Annotated in this window: 16 protein-coding genes; 8 read left to right on the forward strand and 8 right to left on the reverse strand. The window is 70.3% G+C overall.

Translation table 11 applies throughout. The features are described 5' to 3' along the window. Position 1 precedes the first annotated feature (1 nt). Positions 2-313, forward strand: coding sequence for a MerR family transcriptional regulator (locus ACZ4S3_RS08045; RefSeq protein WP_467928040.1), 312 nt, complete (start codon positions 2-4; stop codon positions 311-313). On the opposite strand, the gene ACZ4S3_RS08050 is transcribed toward ACZ4S3_RS08045, so the two are convergent. Both ACZ4S3_RS08050 and trhA read right to left on the reverse strand, forming a co-directional pair. After that, the gene (locus tag ACZ4S3_RS08050; RefSeq protein ID WP_467928045.1) at positions 211-843 is read right to left on the reverse strand and encodes a TetR/AcrR family transcriptional regulator; all 633 of its coding nucleotides are present in this window, start codon (positions 841-843) and stop codon (positions 211-213) included. The two genes, ACZ4S3_RS08045 and ACZ4S3_RS08050, sit on opposite strands and share 103 nt — an antisense overlap. A gap of 323 nt (positions 844-1,166) precedes the next feature. Further along, positions 1,167-1,892, reverse strand: a complete 726-nt coding sequence (trhA, locus tag ACZ4S3_RS08055; RefSeq protein WP_467928050.1) for a PAQR family membrane homeostasis protein TrhA — start codon at positions 1,890-1,892, stop codon at positions 1,167-1,169. A gap of 242 nt (positions 1,893-2,134) precedes the next feature. On the opposite strand from trhA, the gene ACZ4S3_RS08060 reads away from it, so the two are divergent. Beyond that, on the forward strand, positions 2,135-3,958 hold the full coding sequence (locus ACZ4S3_RS08060) for a phosphoenolpyruvate carboxykinase (GTP) (RefSeq protein ID WP_467928054.1): 1,824 nt from the start codon (positions 2,135-2,137) through the stop codon (positions 3,956-3,958). Between the two features lie 64 nt (positions 3,959-4,022). Here ACZ4S3_RS08060 and ACZ4S3_RS08065 read toward each other — a convergent pair whose 3' ends face one another. From ACZ4S3_RS08065 to ACZ4S3_RS08080, 4 genes are all read right to left on the reverse strand, one after another. Next, the gene (locus ACZ4S3_RS08065; RefSeq protein ID WP_467928059.1) at positions 4,023-4,457 is read right to left on the reverse strand and encodes an SCO4983 family protein; all 435 of its coding nucleotides are present in this window, start codon (positions 4,455-4,457) and stop codon (positions 4,023-4,025) included. A 119-nt stretch (positions 4,458-4,576) separates the two neighbouring features. Next, positions 4,577-5,788 carry a pyridoxal phosphate-dependent aminotransferase gene (locus ACZ4S3_RS08070; RefSeq protein ID WP_467928064.1) on the reverse strand — a complete coding sequence of 404 codons (1,212 nt, stop codon included), beginning with the start codon at positions 5,786-5,788 and terminating at the stop codon, positions 4,577-4,579. Between the two features lie 203 nt (positions 5,789-5,991). Continuing rightward, positions 5,992-7,629 (reverse strand): N-acyl-D-amino-acid deacylase family protein, encoded by a 1,638-nt coding sequence (locus ACZ4S3_RS08075; protein ID WP_467928068.1) that lies wholly within the window; start codon positions 7,627-7,629, stop codon positions 5,992-5,994. 91 nt (positions 7,630-7,720) lie between these two features. After that, positions 7,721-9,010 carry an amino acid deaminase gene (locus tag ACZ4S3_RS08080; protein ID WP_467928072.1) on the reverse strand — a complete coding sequence of 430 codons (1,290 nt, stop codon included), beginning with the start codon at positions 9,008-9,010 and terminating at the stop codon, positions 7,721-7,723. Positions 9,011-9,162: 152 nt separating this feature from the next. Here ACZ4S3_RS08080 and ACZ4S3_RS08085 point away from each other — a divergent pair, with 152 nt between their 5' ends. The 4 genes from ACZ4S3_RS08085 (at position 9,163) to ACZ4S3_RS08100 (ending at position 13,104) form a co-directional block, all read left to right on the forward strand. Further along, positions 9,163-10,224 (forward strand): sugar kinase, encoded by a 1,062-nt coding sequence (locus ACZ4S3_RS08085; RefSeq protein ID WP_467928076.1) that lies wholly within the window; start codon positions 9,163-9,165, stop codon positions 10,222-10,224. 73 nt (positions 10,225-10,297) lie between these two features. Beyond that, complete coding sequence (locus ACZ4S3_RS08090; protein WP_467928081.1) at positions 10,298-11,077, forward strand: IclR family transcriptional regulator; 780 nt, start codon at positions 10,298-10,300, stop codon at positions 11,075-11,077. 6 nt (positions 11,078-11,083) lie between these two features. Next, on the forward strand, positions 11,084-11,494 hold the full coding sequence (locus ACZ4S3_RS08095; protein ID WP_467928085.1) for a RidA family protein: 411 nt from the start codon (positions 11,084-11,086) through the stop codon (positions 11,492-11,494). Positions 11,495-11,619: 125 nt separating this feature from the next. Beyond that, positions 11,620-13,104 (forward strand): GntP family permease, encoded by a 1,485-nt coding sequence (locus tag ACZ4S3_RS08100; protein WP_467928089.1) that lies wholly within the window; start codon positions 11,620-11,622, stop codon positions 13,102-13,104. Positions 13,105-13,406: 302 nt separating this feature from the next. Here ACZ4S3_RS08100 and ACZ4S3_RS08105 read toward each other — a convergent pair whose 3' ends face one another. Then, on the reverse strand, positions 13,407-14,759 hold the full coding sequence (locus tag ACZ4S3_RS08105; protein ID WP_467928093.1) for a M14 family metallopeptidase: 1,353 nt from the start codon (positions 14,757-14,759) through the stop codon (positions 13,407-13,409). Positions 14,760-14,994: 235 nt separating this feature from the next. On the opposite strand from ACZ4S3_RS08105, the gene ACZ4S3_RS08110 reads away from it, so the two are divergent. Further along, entirely contained in the window at positions 14,995-15,894 is a 900-nt protein-coding gene (locus ACZ4S3_RS08110) for a S1 family peptidase (protein ID WP_467928098.1), read from the forward strand. Positions 15,895-16,043: 149 nt separating this feature from the next. Here the strand turns inward: ACZ4S3_RS08110 and ACZ4S3_RS08115 are convergent, their stop codons facing one another. Then, positions 16,044-17,075 carry a chitinase gene (locus tag ACZ4S3_RS08115; protein WP_467928103.1) on the reverse strand — a complete coding sequence of 344 codons (1,032 nt, stop codon included), beginning with the start codon at positions 17,073-17,075 and terminating at the stop codon, positions 16,044-16,046. A gap of 354 nt (positions 17,076-17,429) precedes the next feature. Between ACZ4S3_RS08115 and ACZ4S3_RS08120 the strand changes: the two genes are divergently transcribed. After that, positions 17,430-18,716 (forward strand): hypothetical protein, encoded by a 1,287-nt coding sequence (locus ACZ4S3_RS08120; RefSeq protein ID WP_467928107.1) that lies wholly within the window; start codon positions 17,430-17,432, stop codon positions 18,714-18,716. Positions 18,717-18,755 lie beyond the last annotated feature (39 nt).

Here is an 18,755-nt window from a genome sequence, read left to right on the forward strand (position 1 = left end):
GGTGACGGCAGGTAGGACCCCGTCGGGCCACCGGGAGTACGACGCGCAGGACATCCGCCGGCTGAGGGCCGTGCGCGAGCTGCGGGAGGCGGGGCTGACGGTCGGCGATGCGCGGGCCGGGGCGGATGGGGGCACCTCCCATGCCCTTCAGGCACGGGGGAGGGCCGATCTTCTGGCTGGACGCTGCGCCGCCCCCGGACGGCCCGGCCCTCAGAGCGTGAGGCCGCGCGCCAGGACATCCATCGTCCGGTGGACCAGGGCCTCCAGATCCGCGTCCGGGCCGGCCTCGGCCCAGCGCAGCAGCGCCTCCTGAAGGGCTGCCAGGATCGCCGCGCTGATGACCCGTACCTCCAGGTCGTCGACCGTACGGCCGGAGCGCTCGGCGAGCACGGCGGAGATCATCGCGGCGTCCCGTGCGGTGTTCTCCGCCGTACGGCCTCGGACAGCGGGCACTTCGCGGACCAGCCGGGTGCGCTGGAGGAGTTCGGCACGGTCCTCCGCGGTGACCTGGCGCAGCGCCTCGATGGTGACGTGCCGCATGGACTCGGTCATCGGCTCATCCGCCGGACGGGCGCGGATTCCCGCCTCCAGCACGGTGTCGTTCTCGTCGGTCAGCACGATGTCTTCCTTGGTGGGGAAGTAGCGGAAGACCGTGCTGGGCGAGACCTCCGCGGCCTCGGCGATCTGGTCGATGGGGGTCGCGTCGTAGCCCCGCTCCTCGAAGAGCCGGTAGGCGGCCCGGCGGATCGCCTGCCGGGTCTGCATCTTCTTCCGCTCGCGCAGTCCCGGCTTCGGGGCCCCGGGCGGTGTGGTGGCGGAGGCGGAGGTACGTGCGGTGACCATGGACATCATTGTCGGGCATCGGTCGTCCCAGTGGCCACGGCCGTGTCGGCACCGGGGCGGCCCGCCGTACGCGGGGTACCCGGGCGGTGTCCGTTACGCCGACCGCGCCCCGTCATGGCACACCCCACCTTCGAGAGCCGGTCAGGACAAGCCGCGAGCCGGACCCGCCAAAGCGAGAGTCTGACTCAAGCGACTGTAACTCGCAAAAGATTCCAACTGTCAACTATTTGATTGTGGTGTGTGCCGCGAAGGCGTGTCGCGAGGCGGTCCGGGCATGGCGGTGGCCGCGACCCGAAGGCCGCGGCCACCGCCGGAAGTCCGCCTCACGGGTGTGAATAGGCCACCAGGGAGATGCCGACGTAGTGCACGATGAACGCCGCCAGCGTGAGCGAGTGGAAGACCTCGTGGAAGCCGAACCACCGAGGCGAGGGGTTGGGGCGCTTGATCCCATAGATCACGCCGCCCGCGCTGTAGAGGAGCCCGCCGACGATGACGAGGACCAGTACGGCGATGCCGCCCGTGCGCAGGAAGTCGGGCAGGAAGAAGACGGCGGCCCAGCCCATGGCGATGTAGCAGGGGGTGTAGAGCCAGCGCGGTGCGCCGACCCAGAAGACGCGGAAGGCGATGCCGGCCAGGGCGGCCGCCCAGACGGCCCACAGGAGTACCTGCCCGCGGGTGCCCGGGACGAGCAGCATCGTCAGCGGCGTATAAGTGCCCGCGATGATCAGGAAGATGTTGGCGTGATCGAGCCGGCGCAGGATGCCGTCGGTCCGGGGGCTCCAGTTGCCGCGGTGGTAGAGCGCGCTGATACCGAACAGCAGGCAGGCGGAGAGCGTGTAGATGGCGCAGGCCAGGCGGCCGCGGGGGCTGTCGGCGAGTGCGGTGAGTATGACGCCGGACAGCAGTACGGCGGGGAACATTCCGGCATGCAGCCAGCCGCGGAGTTTTGGCTTGAGCGGCGCGGTCGCGGCGGCGACTGCGGTGACGGCGCCGGCCGCGGGAGGTGCGGGGGTGGTGGGGCTCTCGGCTGCGTCGGGCGCGGAAGTCATGGCCGACATGCTACCTACGCGACCGTAGGTTACCCCTCTGTCGAGAAGTGGTGACGGTCACGAAGGTGCCCTCTGGACAGAACTCTATCGGGGTCGGATGATCAAATGAGTGCGGTCGGCACCGGATGAGCGGTCACGAAGCATCCGGGTCGCGGCCCCCAAGGGGCAGACAATGAACAGAGAAGCGGATTTTCCCGGCAAACCGGTAGGAAATTCGTCCACACCCTCATCTAGGAGCGATCGTGGCGCGCGACAACGCGGCTCCCACCCCCGTCCTCACCCGGCACCAGGACCTGATCTCCTGGGTCGATGAGATCGCAGCGATCACCCAGCCCGACCGGGTCGTCTGGTGTGACGGCTCGGAGGCGGAGTACGAGCGGCTGTGTGAGGAGCTCGTCGACAAGGGCACGTTCAAGAAGCTCGACCCGATCAAGCGCCCCAACTCGTACTACGCGGCCTCCGACCCCTCGGACGTGGCGCGGGTCGAGGACCGCACCTTCATCTGCTCCGAGAAGGAGGAGGACGCCGGGCCGACCAACCACTGGAAGGCCCCCGGCGAGATGCGCGAGATCTTCGCCGGTGAGCAGGGGATATTCCGTGGCGCGATGAAGGGCCGGACGATGTACGTCGTCCCGTTCTGCATGGGACCGCTCGGCTCCCCCCTCTCCGCGATCGGCGTGGAGATCACCGACTCCGCCTACGTCGCGGTCTCGATGCGCACCATGACGCGCATGGGGCAGCCGGTGCTCGACGAGCTCGGCGAGGACGGCTTCTTCGTCAAGGCCGTGCACACCCTCGGCGCCCCCCTGGCCGAGGGCGAGGCGGACGTGCCGTGGCCGTGCAACTCCACCAAGTACATCTCGCACTTCCCCGAGGCCCGCGAGATCTGGTCGTTCGGCTCCGGCTACGGCGGCAACGCCCTGCTCGGCAAGAAGTGCTACGCGCTGCGCATCGCCTCCGTCATGGCCCGTGACGAGGGCTGGCTCGCCGAGCACATGCTCGTCCTCAAACTGACCCCGCCGCAGGGCGAGGCCAAGTACGTCGCCGCCGCCTTCCCGAGCGCCTGCGGCAAGACCAACCTGGCCATGCTCGAGCCGACCATCCCGGGCTGGACCGTGGAGACCATCGGCGACGACATCGCCTGGATGCGCTTCGGCGAGGACGGCCGGCTCTACGCGATCAACCCGGAGGCCGGCTTCTTCGGTGTCGCGCCCGGCACCGGCGAGCACACCAACGCCAACGCCATGAAGACCCTGTGGGGCAACTCCGTCTTCACCAACGTCGCCCTCACCGACGACGGCGACGTGTGGTGGGAGGGCATGACCGAGGACACCCCGGCGCACCTGACGGACTGGAAGGGCAACGACTGGACCCCGGAGTCCGGCGTCCCGGCCGCGCACCCCAACGCCCGCTTCACCGTCCCGGCCGCCCAGTGCCCGACCATCGCGCCCGAGTGGGAGGACCCCAAGGGCGTGCCGATCTCGGCGATCCTCTTCGGCGGCCGCCGCGCCAGCGCCGTACCGCTGGTCACCGAGTCCCGCGACTGGAACCACGGCGTCTTCCTCGGCGCCAACGTGGCGTCCGAGAAGACCGCCGCGGCCGAGGGTAGGGTCGGCGAGCTGCGCCGCGACCCGTTCGCCATGCTGCCGTTCTGCGGCTACAACATGGGCGACTACATGGGTCACTGGGTCAACGTCGGCAAGGGCAGGGACCAGTCCAAGCTGCCGAAGATCTACTACGTCAACTGGTTCCGCAAGGACGAGAAGGGCCGCTTCGTGTGGCCGGGCTTCGGCGAGAACAGCCGGGTGCTCAAGTGGATCGTCGAGCGGCTGGAGGGCAAGGCCGAGGGCGTCGAGACCCCCATCGGTGTGCTGCCCGCCAAGAACGCCCTGGACACCGAGGGCCTCGAGCTCGCCGACGCCGACCTCGACTTCCTGCTCACCGTCGACAAGGACGTCTGGCGCGAGGAGGCGGCGCTGATCCCCGAGCACCTCAACACCTTCGGTGATCACACGCCGAAGGAGCTGTGGGACGAGTACCGCGGGCTGGTCCAGCGGCTGGGCTAGCGGTCGGCGCACCTGAACGCCCGTCCGGGGCCCCGCACTTGGTGCGGGCCCCGGACGTTCGACGTCAGGCCGTGGCGAGGTCCCGTACCTCCGCGGCCGCGTCGTGCGCCGCCATCCGCTCCCCCGCCAGCGCCATCGCCGTGGCGTCGTCGCGGGAGGTGGCCACCGCCAGGGCATTCCCGGCGAGGGTGTGGGCGCGCCGGTGCAGGACCGGGATACGGGAGGGATCGCCGCCGTCGCTGGGCTCGGCGCGCAGTGGGTAGTGGCCGCTCAGCCGCGCCACCTGCTCGGCGATGCGGTCGGCGGCGGCCGCCAGCGCGGCCCCCGCCATGGCCTCGCCGGCCCGCACCGCCAGCGCGTGCAGCTCATCGGTGACGGTGAGCAGCGCGGTCAGCTGTCCGGCGAGCCGGATGTCCAGCTCCTCCTCGCGGGAGCGGTGCGGGACGTCCGGGTCGGCGGCCATGGTGTGGACCGACTTGGTGCGGATCGGTTCGTACATGGGGGCCTCCTGCAAGCACCTGGAACGAGCGGCCGTACACGGGCAGCCGAATACGTCTAGGAGGCCATCCTAGCTTAGACTCTGTCTAAAGTTGTGATCCGTATAGAAGTCGCTCCGGGTCAGTACTGCCCGTAACCGTCGAGGAAGGTGCCGATACGGGTGACGGCGTCCGTCAGATCGTCGGCGCTGGGCAGCGTGACCAGGCGGAAGTGGTCCGGCTCCGGCCAGTTGAAGCCCGTGCCGTGCACGATCATGATCTTCTCGGCGCGCAGCAGGTCCAGCACCATCTGCCGGTCGTCCTTGATCTTGTAGACCTTGGGGTCGAGCCGCGGGAAGGCGTACAGCGCCCCCTTCGGCTTGACGCAGCTGACGCCCGGGATCTGGGTGAGCAGGTCGTACGCCGCATCGCGCTGCTCGCGCAGCCGGCCGCCCGGCAGCACCAGATCGTTGATCGACTGCCGGCCGCCGAGGGCGGTGGCGACCGCGTGCTGGGCCGGCATGTTGGCGCACAGTCGCATATTGGCCAGGATCGTCAGCCCCTCGATGTACGAGGAGGCGTGCTCCTTGGGGCCGCAGACCGCCATCCAGCCGCTGCGGTAGCCCGCGACCCGGTACGACTTGGACAGGCCGTTGAAGGTCAGCGTCAGCAGGTCCGGGGCGAGCGAGGCGAACGGGGTGTGGGTGGCGTCGTCGTAGAGGATCTTGTCGTAGATCTCGTCGGCGCAGACGACGAGGCCGTGGCGCCGGGCGATGTCGGCTATGCCGCGCAGCAGTTCATCGTCGTATACGGCACCCGTGGGGTTGTTGGGGTTGATGACGACGATGGCCTTGGTGCGGTCGCTGATCTTGCGCTCGATATCGGCCAGGTCCGGCATCCAGTCCGCCTGCTCGTCGCAGCGGTAGTGCACGGCGGTGCCGCCGGAGAGCGAGACCGACGCCGTCCACAGCGGATAGTCCGGGGCCGGGACCAGCACCTCGTCGCCGTCGTCCAGCAGGGCCTGCATCGACATCTGGATCAGCTCGGAGACGCCGTTGCCCAGATAGATGTCATCGACCGACAGCTCGATGCCCTTGGTCTGGTAGTGCTGCATCACCGCGCGGCGGGCGGAGAGCAGGCCCTTGGCGTCGCCGTAGCCGTGCGCCGTGCCGACCGAGCGGAGAATGTCCTCCAGGATCTCGGGCGGGCACTCGAAGCCGAACGCCGCCGGGTTTCCGGTGTTGAGCTTGAGGATGCGGTGACCCGCCGCCTCCAGCCGCATGGCCTCCTCGAGCACCGGGCCACGGATTTCGTAGCAGACGCCTGCGAGCTTGGTTGACTGGATCACCTGCATGTCCGCCACTTTACGGCCGTGTATCGGCACCCGCCGGGTGTTTTTCCCCACCTTGATGAGCGCATGGTGTGGAGTTGCTCACGTGGGGTGATGGGTGGGGGTCGGTGGCCGCCGACGCCGGGTACCGATTTCGTCGGTCCCCGTCCGTGGCGCGCGTCCCGTACGGCTCCGGGAACGGCCCTCCGGAGGCCACGGCGCCGCGGCTAACCACGTGGGGAGAAACCACGCCCCCGCACGGAACGCCCCGCCAGCACATCCGTCCGCCGGCCGTCCTCGATCACGAACCGGCCGTCGATCAGCACCTGCGGAATGCCGGTCGGGAGGGTGCGCGGGGCCTCGTACGTGGAGCCGGCCGCGACCGTGTCCGGGTCGAAGAGGACCAGGTCGGCGCGGTAGCCCTCGCGGATCAGCCCCCGGTCGGGCAGGCGCAGGCGGCCGGCCGGCCGGCCCGTCAGATGCGCGACGCACTCCTCCAGGGACAGGACGCCCAGTTCACGGACGTACGTGCCGAGGTACTGGGGGAAGGTGCCGTACGCCCGCGGATGCGGCTTGTCGCCCTGGAGAATGCCGTCGCTGCCGCCGGTGTGCACACGGTGGCGCATGATCTGCCGGACGTTCTCCTCGTGGCCGACGTGCTGGAGGATCGTCGAGCCGAGGCGGTCGTCGATCAGGAGGCGGCGGGCGGTGACCCAGGGCTCCTCGCCGCGTTCGGCGGCGCTGCGGGCGAGGGTCTTGCCGACGCAGCCCGCCAGGCCCGGGTCCGAGACGCCGGAGATCTCGATGGTGTCCCACTCGATCGGCACGCCGTGGCAGCCGTCGGCGCCCTCGACCTCCATGACGTGCCGGATGCGCTCGGCCGTCGCGTCGTCCCGGAGGCGGGCGAGGATCGCCTCCGGACCGCCTTCGCTCGCCCAGCTGGGCAGCATCGCCACGAGAGTGGTGCAGCCGGGCGTGTACGGATAGGTGTCGAGGGAGATGTCGGCGCCGGCGTCGAGGGCCTTGTCCAAGAGGGCCAGCAGCTCGGGGGCGCGGCCCTCGTTGACGCCGAAGTTCATGGTGGCGTGCGCGAGGTGCAGCGCGCAGCCGGCCTCGCGGGTGAGGGCGACCATCTCCTCGTACGCCTGGAGCGCGCCCGCCCCGTAGGAGCGGTGGTGCGGGCAGTAGTAGCCGTCGTAGCGGGCCACCACCCGGCACAGTTCGGCCAGTTCGGCGTCCGAGGCGTACATGCCGGGGGTGTAGGTGAGGCCGGAGGACAGACCCACCGCCCCCTGTTCCATCCCCTCGGCGACCAGCCGCTTCATCCGCGCGATCTCGTCGGGGGCGGCGTCGCGGTCGTCCCAGCCGAGCACGAGCATCCGGACGGTGCCCTGGGGGATGAGATAAGCGGCGTTGACGGCGATGCCCTGGCCGTCGAAGCCGTGGTCGAGGCGGTCGAGGTACTCGCCGACCGTGCGCCAGCTGAAGTCGAGGGAGGCATCCCCGGGCCCTCCGCCGTTCCAGCCGGTGATCTGGGCGCGGACCTCGGCGAGGGTGCGGTCGTCGACCGGCGCGTACGACAGGCCGTCCTGGCCGAGGACTTCGAGGGTGACGCCCTGTGCGGCCTTGGCCTCGTGCGCCGGGTCGCGCAGCAGCGCGAGGTCGCTGTGCGCGTGCATGTCGATGAAACCGGGGGAGAGGGCGAGCCCGTCGGCCGCCACGACGCGGGCGGCGGCCGGGCGCGGGCCGCCGGCGCCCTCGCGGTGGATCGCGGCGATCCGGCCGTCGGCCAGGGCGACATCGGCGCGGTAGGACGGACCGCCGGTCCCGTCGATGACGCGGACGTCGCGGAACACGGTGTCCATGGCTGGGCTGCCTCTCTTACGGCTTGCCGGGACCGACGGCGCGCGCCGCGGGGGACCGGCGCGCACCGTCGGGGCTGGTGGGGCGTACGGGCTAGAAGAAGGTGCGCAGGTAGTCCGTGACCGTGCCGTCGGCCTCGACCAGCGGGATCAGCTGCCACTTGTCGAAGGACGTACACGGGTGGGACAGGCCCAGGCCGACCCAGTCGCCGACCTCCAGGTCGCCGGCGTGCTCGGTCGTCACCCAGGCGTGCTGGTCGGAAAGGCCGGTCACGGTCACGCCGTCCGCGCGCCGTTCGCTGCCGTCCCGGCCGGACCGTACGACCTGGGCCTGCGGCAGGTCCAGGTCGTACGCCGCGTCCCGCTTGCCCGCGTTGAGGAACGCCTGGTGGGGCGTGGGGCGGGAGACGACCTGCGCCCAGAGACGGAAGGCGGGCTGCAGGGCGCCCTCCTGCGGGACGCGGTTGAAGGGGGTGAGGCGGCGGTAGTGGCCGTCGTCGTGCGAGACATACGCGCCCGAGCGCAGCAGCTTCAGCACCGGCGCGGACATTTCGGGAATCGTGGCGAAGGCCTCGGCGACCGTGTCGAACCAGGCGCTGCCGCCCGCGCTGACGACGATCTGGTCGAGGTCGGCGAAGCGGCCCGCCTTGTCGAAGTCCACGGCCAGCGCGACCAGCCGGCGCAGCCAGGCCGCGACCCGCCCGGCGTCGGCGTCGGGCACCTCACCCTCGTAGCCGGCGACGCCGATCAGCCGCAGGGTGTCCACGCCCGCGATGGCATCGGCGAGTTCCAGGCATTCGGCCTCGCTGCGGACGCCGGTACGGGCCCCCTCACCGGCGCCGAGTTCGATGACGACGTCCACCGGGCGGGTGGCCCCGGCCTCGCGCAGCGCCGTGTCCATCAGCTCGATGCCGCGCAGCGAGTCGACGTAACAGATGAAGCGGAAGCCGTCATCGGCTGCCAGCTCGGCGGCGAGCCAGCGCAGCGCGGCCGCGTCCACCACCTCGTTGGCCAGGAAGATCCGCTGGATGCCGTAGGAGCGGTAGACCCGGGCCTGGTGGGGGACGGCGGCGGTGATGCCCCAGGCGCCGTGCTCGATCTGGCGGGCGAAGAGCTGCGGGGCCATGGAGGTCTTGCCGTGCGGGGCGAAGGCCAGGCCGTGCCGGGTGGCGTAGGTCTCCATCAGGGCGAGGTTGTGCTCGAGCGATTCGGCGGAGAGGGCCAGGACGGGGGTGGTGAAGCCGTCGGTGAAGAGGTTGCGGCGCTCGGCGGCCAGCTCGCCGACGGTGCGGCCCTCGGCGTCCGGGGGGAGCGCCTTGAAGCGGTGATCGACGCGTTCGTCGGCGAGTCCCTTGAGTCCCTGCGCGAGCCGCTCGACGGCCATGGGGCCTCCTCCAAGATTGTGTTGCATCCCTTGCAACAGTCATTGCGTATACCGCTTACGGCTGTCTAACATCCGGGCCATCAGCCGGTCAATGGTGAGCAACCAGTCCCCACCGCCCCCCACCGCACCGCAGCGAAGGAGCACCACCGATCGTGATCAGGTCCTCGAACGTCAGCGACGGCAATGGCCCGACGGCCGATGTCGTCTGCCTCGGCGAGTCCATGGTCACCTTCCTGCCCACCACACCGGGACGGCTCGCCGACGTTCCCGCCTTCGAACGCGCCATCGGCGGCGCGGAGTCCAATGTGGCGTGCGTGCTCGCCGCCGCCGGGCACCGCACGAAGTGGGTCGGCCGGGTGGGCGCCGACGGGTTCGGCGACCACCTCGTGGACGCCATCAGCGCCTACGGGGTCGACACCACGGCCGTACGACGCGACCCCGCCCGCCCCACCGGCATCTACTTCCGCACGGCCGGCGACCGCGCCACCGACGCCCACGAGGTCGCCTACTACCGGGCCGGGTCCGCCGCCTCCGCGATGGCCGTCGCCACGATGGACCTGGCGGCGATCCGCTCGGGCCGGGTGCTGCATCTGTCGGGCATCACCGCGGCGCTCTCCGACGACTGCCTCGGCCTGATGCGCGAGCTCACCGAGCCCGGCAGCCCCCGCCCCCTGGTCTCCTTCGACGTCAACCACCGGCCCGGCCTGTTGCGCGACGCCGGCGACGTCGGCCCTGACGTACTGCTCGACCTCGCCCGCGGCGCCGACCTCGTCTTCGTCGGCGAGGACGAGGCGGCGGACGCCTGGGGCATCACCGGCGGCCCGGACGCCGTCCGCGCGGCGCTGCCCGAACCCGGCACGCTGGTCGTCAAGCGCGGGGCCGCGGGCGCGGTCGCCTACGACCGCCACGGCGCCCGGCACACCGAGCCCGCCCCGCTCGTCGACGTCGTCGCCGCCGTGGGCGCGGGCGACGCCTTCGCCGCCGGCTTCCTCTCCGCCACCCTCCGCGGCCTGCCCGTCCGCACCCGTCTCCGTCACGGCCACCTCTGGGCCGCCGCCGCGCTCACCGTCACCGGCGACCTCGCGACCCCTCCGGGCCGCGCCCTCGCCGACCGGCTCGCCGCCCTCGACGCCGCCGCCTGGGGCACACTGCAGCTCGGCCCCGGCTGGACGAAAGCCACGGCGGCCGCGGACCAGGAGGTACGTACGCAGTGAACGAGCGCAGCGAGAGAACCATGGAGAGGTGCGTCCCTGGCGAAGGCAGGGCCGAGCGAAGCGAGGCACCTGCATGAGTCAGACCGTCGACCGGGCACTGAGCATCCTGCCGCTGCTCGCCGAGGGGCCCGCCGACCTGGGACAGGTCGCCGACCGGCTCGGCGTCCACAAATCCACCGCCCTGCGGCTGCTGCGCACCCTCCACGAACACGGCCTCGTCTTCCGCCAGCCCGACCAGCGCTACCGCCTCGGCGCCCGCCTCTTCGCGCTCGCCCAGCAGGCCGTCGAGAATCTCGACGTACGCGAGATCGCCCACCCCCACCTCGTCGACCTCAACGAGAAGTGCGGACACACCGTCCACCTCGCGGTCTACGAGGAGAACGAGGTCCTCTACATCGACAAGGTCGAGAGCCGCTATCCCGTCCGGATGTACTCCCGGATCGGCAAGCCCGTCGCGATCACCGTCGCCGCGGTCGCCAAACTGCTCCTCGCCGACCTGCCCGAAGCCGAGCGCCGCGCCCTCGCGGAAAAGCTCGACTACCCCCCCTACACGTCCCGTTCGACCCCCAACGCCACGGCCTTCCTCGCCGAACTGGCCAAGGTCCGCGAACAGGGCTGGGCCACCGACCTCGGTGGCCACGAGGAGTCCATCAACTGCGTCGGCGCCCCCATCCGCGGCGCGGACGGGCACCTGGTCGCCGCGATGTCGGTCTCCGCGCCGAACGTCGTCGTCAGCGCCGAGGAACTCCTCAAACTGCTCCCGCTGGTACGCCGCACCGCCGACGCCATCAGCCGGGAGTACTCCGGCACCGCAATTCCCCCGTCACCAGCCGGCCCGTCAAAGGAAGCCTGAAGGAACATGACCGAGAAGACCGCACTCACCCCGGCCACCCACACCACCCCGCCCGCGAAGTTCTCCCACGGCGTCAAGAAGGGCAACATCCTTCAGGTCGCCGGCCAGGTCGGCTTCCTGCCCGCCGTCGAGGGCCAGGCCCCCACCCCGGCCGGCCCCACCCTGCGCGAGCAGACCCTCCAGACCCTCGCCAACGTCCAGGCGATCCTCGAAGAGGGCGGCGCGACCTGGGACGACGCGATGATGATCCGCGTCTACCTCACGGACGTGGACCACTTCGCCGAGATGAACGCGATCTACAACGCCTACTTCGAGGAGCAGGGCCTCAAGCAGGCCCCCGCCGCCCGCACGACCGTCTACGTCGGTCTCCCCAAGGGCCTGCTCATCGAGATCGACGCCCTCGCGGTCCTGAGCTGAGCCACCGCCTGTGCCTTTAGTACGTCCGCACCATCCGCCGCACGGCACGGCGCCCCGCACCCCGGGGGCGCCCTGCCGCGGTCCCCCCTGCCTGGAAGTCTTCTGCCTGCCAACGGAGTTCCCCGATGTTCCTCGCCGCCCCGGCCGCCGCCCCGGCCACCCCGCCACCACCACCCCACACCGGCGGCATCCTCGCCGTCATACCGGGCACCGCAGGTCTCCTGACGGTCGCCGCCCTCGGCATCGCCCTGCTCCTCGTCCTGATCATCAAGGTCCGGCTGCAGCCCTTCGTGGCGCTGCTCGGCGTGTCCATCGCCGTCGGCCTCGCCGCGGGCCTCTCCGTCACCGAACTCTTCGGTACGGTCCAGAAGTCCGACGCCGTCTCGATGATCGAGTCCGGTATGGGCGGCATCCTCGGCCATGTCGCCATCATCATCGGCCTGGGCACCATGCTCGGCGCGATCCTCGAAGTCTCCGGCGGCGCCGAGGTACTGAGCTCCCGCCTGCTGCGCCTCTTCGGCGAAAAGCGCGCCCCGCTGGCCATGGGCCTGACCGGCCTCATCTTCGGCATCCCGGTCTTCTTCGACGTCGGCATCTTCGTGCTCGCGCCGATCGTCTACGCGGCGGCGAAGCGGAGCGGCAAGTCGATCCTCCTGTACTGCATGCCGCTCCTGGCGGGCCTGTCCATGACCCACGCCTTCCTGCCGCCGCACCCGGGGCCGGTGGCCGCCGCCGGCCTCTTCAAGGTCGACCTCGGCTGGGTCATCCTCATGGGCATCATCTGCGGCGTCCCCGCCGTACTGGCCGCCTGGGGCTACGCCGCGTGGATCGGCAAGCGCCTCTTCGTTCCCGTACCGCAGGACATGGTCGAGGCCGCCGAGGAGGCCAAGGCCGCCGTCACCGCCGAGCAGAAGGCCGCGGGGGCCACCCCCCACGAGAAGCCGGCGCCGCTGGGCACCGTCCTCGCCATCATCGGCACCCCCCTGGTCCTCATCCTCCTGGCGACCTTCTCCTCCATCGCCCTGGCCCCCTCCACCGGCCGCTCGGTCATCGAGTTCTTCGGCCACCCCTTCGTCGCCCTGACGATCGCCCTGCTGCTCTCCTACTACCTCCTGGGCATCCGCCGCGGCTGGTCGCGCAAGTCCCTGGAAGCCGTCTCCACGGCGTCGTTGAAGCCGGTGGGCAACATCCTGCTGGTGGTGGGCGCGGGCGGGATCTTCGGCGCGGTCCTCAAGGGCAGCGGCGTGGCCACCGCCCTCTCCGACACCTTCCACAACGTCGGCCTGCCCGTCATCGTGCTGGCCTATCTGCTTTCCCTCGTGCTGCGGGTGGCCCAGGGCTCGGCGACGGTCGCCATCGTGACGACCGCGGGCATCGTGGTGCCGCTGGTGGAGGGGCAGGGGATGTCCCAGGCGTCGCTGGCGCTGATCATCATGGCGATCTCGGCGGGATCGATCTTCGCCTCGCATGTGAACGACGGCGGTTTCTGGATGGTGTCGAAATACTTCGGGATTTCGGAGCGGGACACCCTCAAGTCCTGGACGGTGCTGGAATCGGTGCTCTCGGTCGCGGGTTTCGCGGTCGCGGCGCTGGTGAGCTTGCTGGTCTAGGGCCTGTCGTTTGGATCAGGTCGGGCTCGCGGGGTCTGGCACGCGCATCTGCGGCGTTGTCGTCAATCAGCAATGCTCCGCGTTGCCTCAATCCTCCGCCTTGCAGCTGCACGCACCAGACCCCGCTCCCTGATCCGACCTGATCCAAACGACAGGCCCTAGCCCTTGAGAACGGCCGGCAGGCCGGCAGGGAAGCCGTCGTCGTAACCGACCGCGCTCCCGCAGTCCACGGCACCCGGCCATCCGTGTGACGGCACAGGGCGCCCCGCCGGTGCGGGGCGCCCTCGGGTGTGCCGGAAGCGTCAGCCCGTGCTCTTGCAGTACTGCTGCTCCTTGCCGATCGCGCGATACGGGCAGTCAGCTGTCTCCAGCAGCTGCAGCACCGCGTCCTTGTTCCGCGCCGTCTCCTTGGGGATCACCGAGTCCTTCGGGTAGAAGCCGCCGCCACCGGATGACGGGTACATCTCGAAGGTGTACGCGAACACCTTCTGGTCCCCCCACAGCCAGTCGTCGATCGCCCCGTCGGTGATGTAGAGCTCGCTGGACTGCTCGGGGGTGTACCCGTTGCTGGCCGCCATTTTCTTGCCGATGGCGGCGAAGGTGTCGTGGTCGTCCTGGGTCATACCGGGCCCGGTCGGGTCGTTGGTGAAGCCGAAGGGCCACAGGACGAGTTCGCTGTAGGTGTGGAAGTCGATGGCGGCCTTGATCTGCTGCTTGCCGCCGACGATGCGGCTGTGGACGAATTTCGAGACGACCTGGACCTCGGGGGCGGAGGCGGCGGAGGGGCCGCGGTAGGTCTCGTCGGCGGGGTCGTCGGAGGAGCCGTTGCAGCAGCCCCACTTGAAGTCCCAGTTGCGGTTGAGGTCGGTGCCGACCTCGCTGGACCCGGCGTTGGGCTGGCGGTTCTTGCGCCAGCTGCGGAACTGGCCACTGGCGATGTCGTACTCGCCGCCGTCCGGGTTCAGATCGGGGATGATCCAGATCTCGCGGGAGTCGAGCATCTTGGTGATGCGGTCGTCCGAGCCGTACTTCGAGGTGAATTCGTTGAGGAGATAGAGGGCCATCTCCACGGTGAGGTGTTCCCGGGCGTGCTGGTGGGCGGTGAAGAGCACCTCGGGTTCGTTCTCGTCCTGGGCGACGTTCTTGCTGAGCTTGAGGGCGAGAATGCTGCGGCCCTCGTGGGAGGTGCCGATGACCTGCTTGCTGAGGAGGGCCGGGTACTTGGCGACGAGGGCGTCGATCTCCTTCGTGGCCTCGTCGTAGGTGTGGTAGTTCGTGTAGCCGGCCGGGAAGTCCTTGATGCGGCCTCCCTGGGCCGAGGGCCGGGTGGCCGGCGGGTCGGGCAACGTCCGCAGGGTGTAGCCGAGTTGGCGTACGAGGGCGGCCTGGGCGCGGGATGCGGTGATGACGACGGAGCGGGCGTGGACCTCGTCGATGGAGACGCCGGTCGCGGTGAGGGCGGTGCGCTCCGAGCGGGTGGCGGGGCCGGTCACCTCGTACTGGTGGGGGCGTTCGGTGTCCCCTGCGGCGCGGGTGGTGGGGGTGGTGGTGGGTGGGGAGTCCTGGGCCTGCGCGGCGATCGGTGCGGCGAGCGCGAGGGAGAGGACTGCGGCGAGGACGGTGGTCCGTCCGCCGCGGATGCGTCGGGGTCGCATGCGGTCTCCTGTGGGGTGTGAGGCGAAGCGACGGCGCCAGTGTCGAGTGTTGGCATGGGCGGGTCAAGACGTGCGGCGGCCAGATATGGGGACGGCGCGAAGGGGTCGAATCCGGCAACTTGCCATCGATTCACGGGAATTCATTGCCGTAGGGCGCTGTGGGGCCAACAATGCGCACGACAAAACCGAAGGGACGCGAAGGACCTTCGGTGACAGATGCTGAGAGGACCCCCACATGAATCGACCTCTCGTCGGCGCCCTGGCCACGGCCATTCTGGGAGCCGCAGCCCTGGTGGGCAGTGCCGGCAGCGCCGGTGCGGCCCCGCAGGTCCACCAGAAGCACCAGCCCAAGCAGCAGTCCAAGCACCAGCGCGGGCACAAGACCAAGGCCGTCGACTTCGCCGGCACGGTCGCGCTGAGCAACTGCTCCGGCTCGGTCGTCAAGATGCCCACCTCGCAGGAGAACGACCCGGCCCTGGTGATGTCCAACGGGCACTGCCTGGAGAGCGGCATGCCGGGCGCGGGCGAGGTCATCGTCGACCAGCCCTCCAGCCGCAGCTTCACGCTGCTGGACAAGTCGGCCGGTGAACTGGGCACGATCAAGGCCACCAAGGTCGCGTACGCGACGATGACGAACACCGATGTGTCCCTGTACGAGACGGGCTCGACCTACGCCCAGATCGAGCAGAAGTACGGAATCAAGCCGCTGGAGCTGGCGACCGAGCACCCGGCCAAGGGTGCGGGAATCAGTGTCGTCTCCGGCTACTGGAAGAAGATCTACTCGTGCAACATCGACGGGTTCGTGCCCACCCTCAAGGAGGGTGACTGGACCTGGAAGGACTCGGTCCGCTACACCCCGCAGTGCCAGACCATAGGCGGGACGTCCGGTTCGCCGGTGGTCGACACCACGACGGGCAAGGTCGCGGCGATCAACAACACGGGCAACGAGGACGGCGAGAAGTGCACCGTCAACAACCCGTGCGAGGTCGACGAGAACGGCAATGTCACGGTGCACAAGGGCACCAACTACGCGCAGGAGACCTACGGCATCCCCAAGTGCTTCGGGGTCGGCAACAAGCTGGACCTGAGCGCGGCGGGCTGCGAGCTGCCCAAGCCGTCGAGCGCGCGGCGCTGACCCCTTCGGGCTGACCCGTACGGCGTGACGTAGCGCACGCCCGGACCGGCGCAAGCAGCACAAGCACAACAGGCAGCACAAGAAGAACGCCAGGTCCCGTGCATGCGGTGCACGGGACCTGGCTGTGGGGGGTGGCGCAACGGGGCGGGTTACGGAAGGCCGTGGACGTGCGCACCCACCTGGCTCGCGAAGGCGTTGCCGTTCGCGGCGTCCCAGTTGGTGGACCAGGTCATCGCGCCGCGCAGGCCCGGGTAGGTCTTGGACGGCTTGAAGGAGCCGCAGTTGGTGCCCTGGGTGAGGCAGTCCAGGGCGGCGTTGACCACGGACGGCGAGACATACCCGCTGCCGGCCGCGCTGGAGGAAGCCGGTACGCCGATGCCGACCTGGGACGGGTCCAGGCCGCCCTCCAGCTGGATACAGGCCAGCGAGGTCAGGAAGTCCACCGAGCCCTGGGAGTAGACCTTGCCGTCGCAGCCGTTCATCGAACCGCTGTTGTAGTACTGCATGTTGACGACGGTCAGGAAGTCCTTGATGCCGAGGGCGGTCTTGAAGTACTCGTTCTGTGGTGACTGCATATCGACGGTCTGCGGAGCCATGGTCACCACCACGTCGCCGTGCGCGGCGTGCACGGCCTTGAGCGCCTGCGTCATGTACGTCGAGTTGAGGCCATTTTCGAGGTCGATGTCGACGCCGTTGAAGCCGTAGTCGTCCATCAGCTTGTTGATGGAGTCGGCGAAGTTCTTGGCCGAGGCGTCGTCGTTGACGGAGACCGAGCCCTTTTCGCCGCCGACGGAGATGACCACCGACTTGCTGGCCGCCTGCTTGGCCTTGATGTCCGCCTTGAAGTCGTCGGCGGAGCCGTAACCGACGGCCGGGTCGAGGTTGAAGGTGACGGCGCCCGGCTGCCCGGTGGCGTCGGCGAAGGAGACCGCGATGATGTCGTAGGCGTCGTCGACGTCCTTGAGTTTCTGGACGGTGGCGCCGTTGTTGAAGTTCTGCCAGTAGCCGGTGACCGCGTGCTGGGCGACCGCGGCGGTGCGGTGGGCGGCCGGGTGTTCCGGTGCCGCGCTGGCGGTGCCCGCCGCGACGATGCCGGCCGAGGTCAGCGCCGCGGCGGCCAGCCCGGCCAGCAGTCTTGCCGTGAGCCTTCGCTTTGCCGTTCCTGATGGTGCGCGAACCACGACTGCCTCCGTGGGGGGAAGTTGAGGGGAGTGGTGCCGAACGCGCTCAGGGGCCCCTGTGCTTGCCGTACAACGTGGTCCAGACCAATAAACCTGTCAAGAGTTTTGGCGGAAGCGGAAGTTCCTCGTGGGGCGGCCTGGGCGGTATCTCCCGTTCCGCTGGACGGAATATGCCATTTCCCCGGGGGGTATGTGCCATTTCCTTGACGGGTGACGGACATGACGAGTAGCCCAGAACGTGTTCTCTGGGGCGTATCTCGTGGATAAAGTGCTGAGCGTATGGCGCCGATGGCGCAGAGCTGTGCCGATCCGCGGTCCCGGACCCCCGGCGGCCGCCAGGAGTGGGGGAGCGACGTGCCGACCGCGATTGCAGTCACCAGCCCTGACCTCGCACTGCCCGCCGACCGGCAGACCCCCGCCGCGGTCGTCCTCCAGGCCCCACATCTCCAGCCGCTGGACGACGCCTTGACGGAGACCGCCGCCGTACTGGAACACCACGGCCATCTCGTCGTGCTCTACTCCTCCGCCTGTCCGCCGGAACACATCCGCCGGCTGCACACCCTGCGCGCCGTCCTCGAGAGCGACCGGATCGCCATCCTGCCGCTGTCCCTGCCGCCGCTCGGGGTGGCGGTACTCGCCCACCAGCTGCGGCAGTTGTCGCTGTGCGACTTCAGCCCGGGGGTGCTGGCCTGCGCGGCGCGGCTGCTGGCGCATTACGTCCATGCGGGCGCCCTGCTGGGCAGCGTCAGCGGCCTGGACCGGGTCGAGGTGGATCTGCGCGCGCATATGAAGTCCTGGCTGCCGGGCGCGCATTTCGCGGTGCTCGCCAACCCGGAGCCGCGGCTGCAGCATCTGGACCGGCACGGCACCGGGGCCGGGCTGCCGGGCCCCGGCTACGCCACCCAGCTCGCGGTCGCCCACGGGCAGCTCACCGCGGAGTGGGTGGGCGGGGTGCTGGCCCCGGCCTGGCGGGTGCAGGGCGCGTACGAGGCGCGGCTGCCGGCCGAGTCGGCCCGGTGGTGGGGCACCCAGAAGCTGATCGAGTTCGCGGCGGCCATTCCGGATCCGTCCGTGCTCTACCAGCTGGTGTCGTCCGTACGGCGCGAGGAGTGCCGCTGGTGCGGGCTGGAACTTCTCGGCGACCGGTGCGCGTTCTGCGCGACGCCGGTGGCGCGGGAGGGTTCCGCGGGCGGCGCGGGGCGGTCACCGGCGGCGATAGCCGGGCCGCGGACCGGCAGTTGCGGTCCTGCGGCCGGCTCCGGTACGGCGACGGGGGCCGCGCCCGCGCCGCCGGCGCCCGTTTCCGCTCCCGCTCAGCCTCCCGCTCAGCCGCCCGTTCAGCCGCCCGTTCAGCCGCCCGTTCAGCCTCCCGCTCCGGCCCCCGGCGCTGTCGCGCCGCCCCCCGCCCCCGCTCCTCCCGTACCCGCCCCGCCCCCCTCCCCCCTGGACCGGCGCGGCCTCTCCCCGGTCGCCCCCTCGGGCGTCCCGGGCGTACAGGGCGGCGCCCCCGGCCAGTTGGACGTACGGGGACCGGGCGTCACCAACGACCCGGCCGCCCCCGGAACGGGCGCCGGCTGCTGGGACCTCCCCGGCCACCCCGACTTCCCCGGTACCGCACGGACGGTGGCCCGCGTGCGCTGACCCGACCGGGCCCGCCGCCCGCCCCCGCCGACCGACCGT

This window comes from Streptomyces sp. NPDC028368, assembly GCF_055565615.1.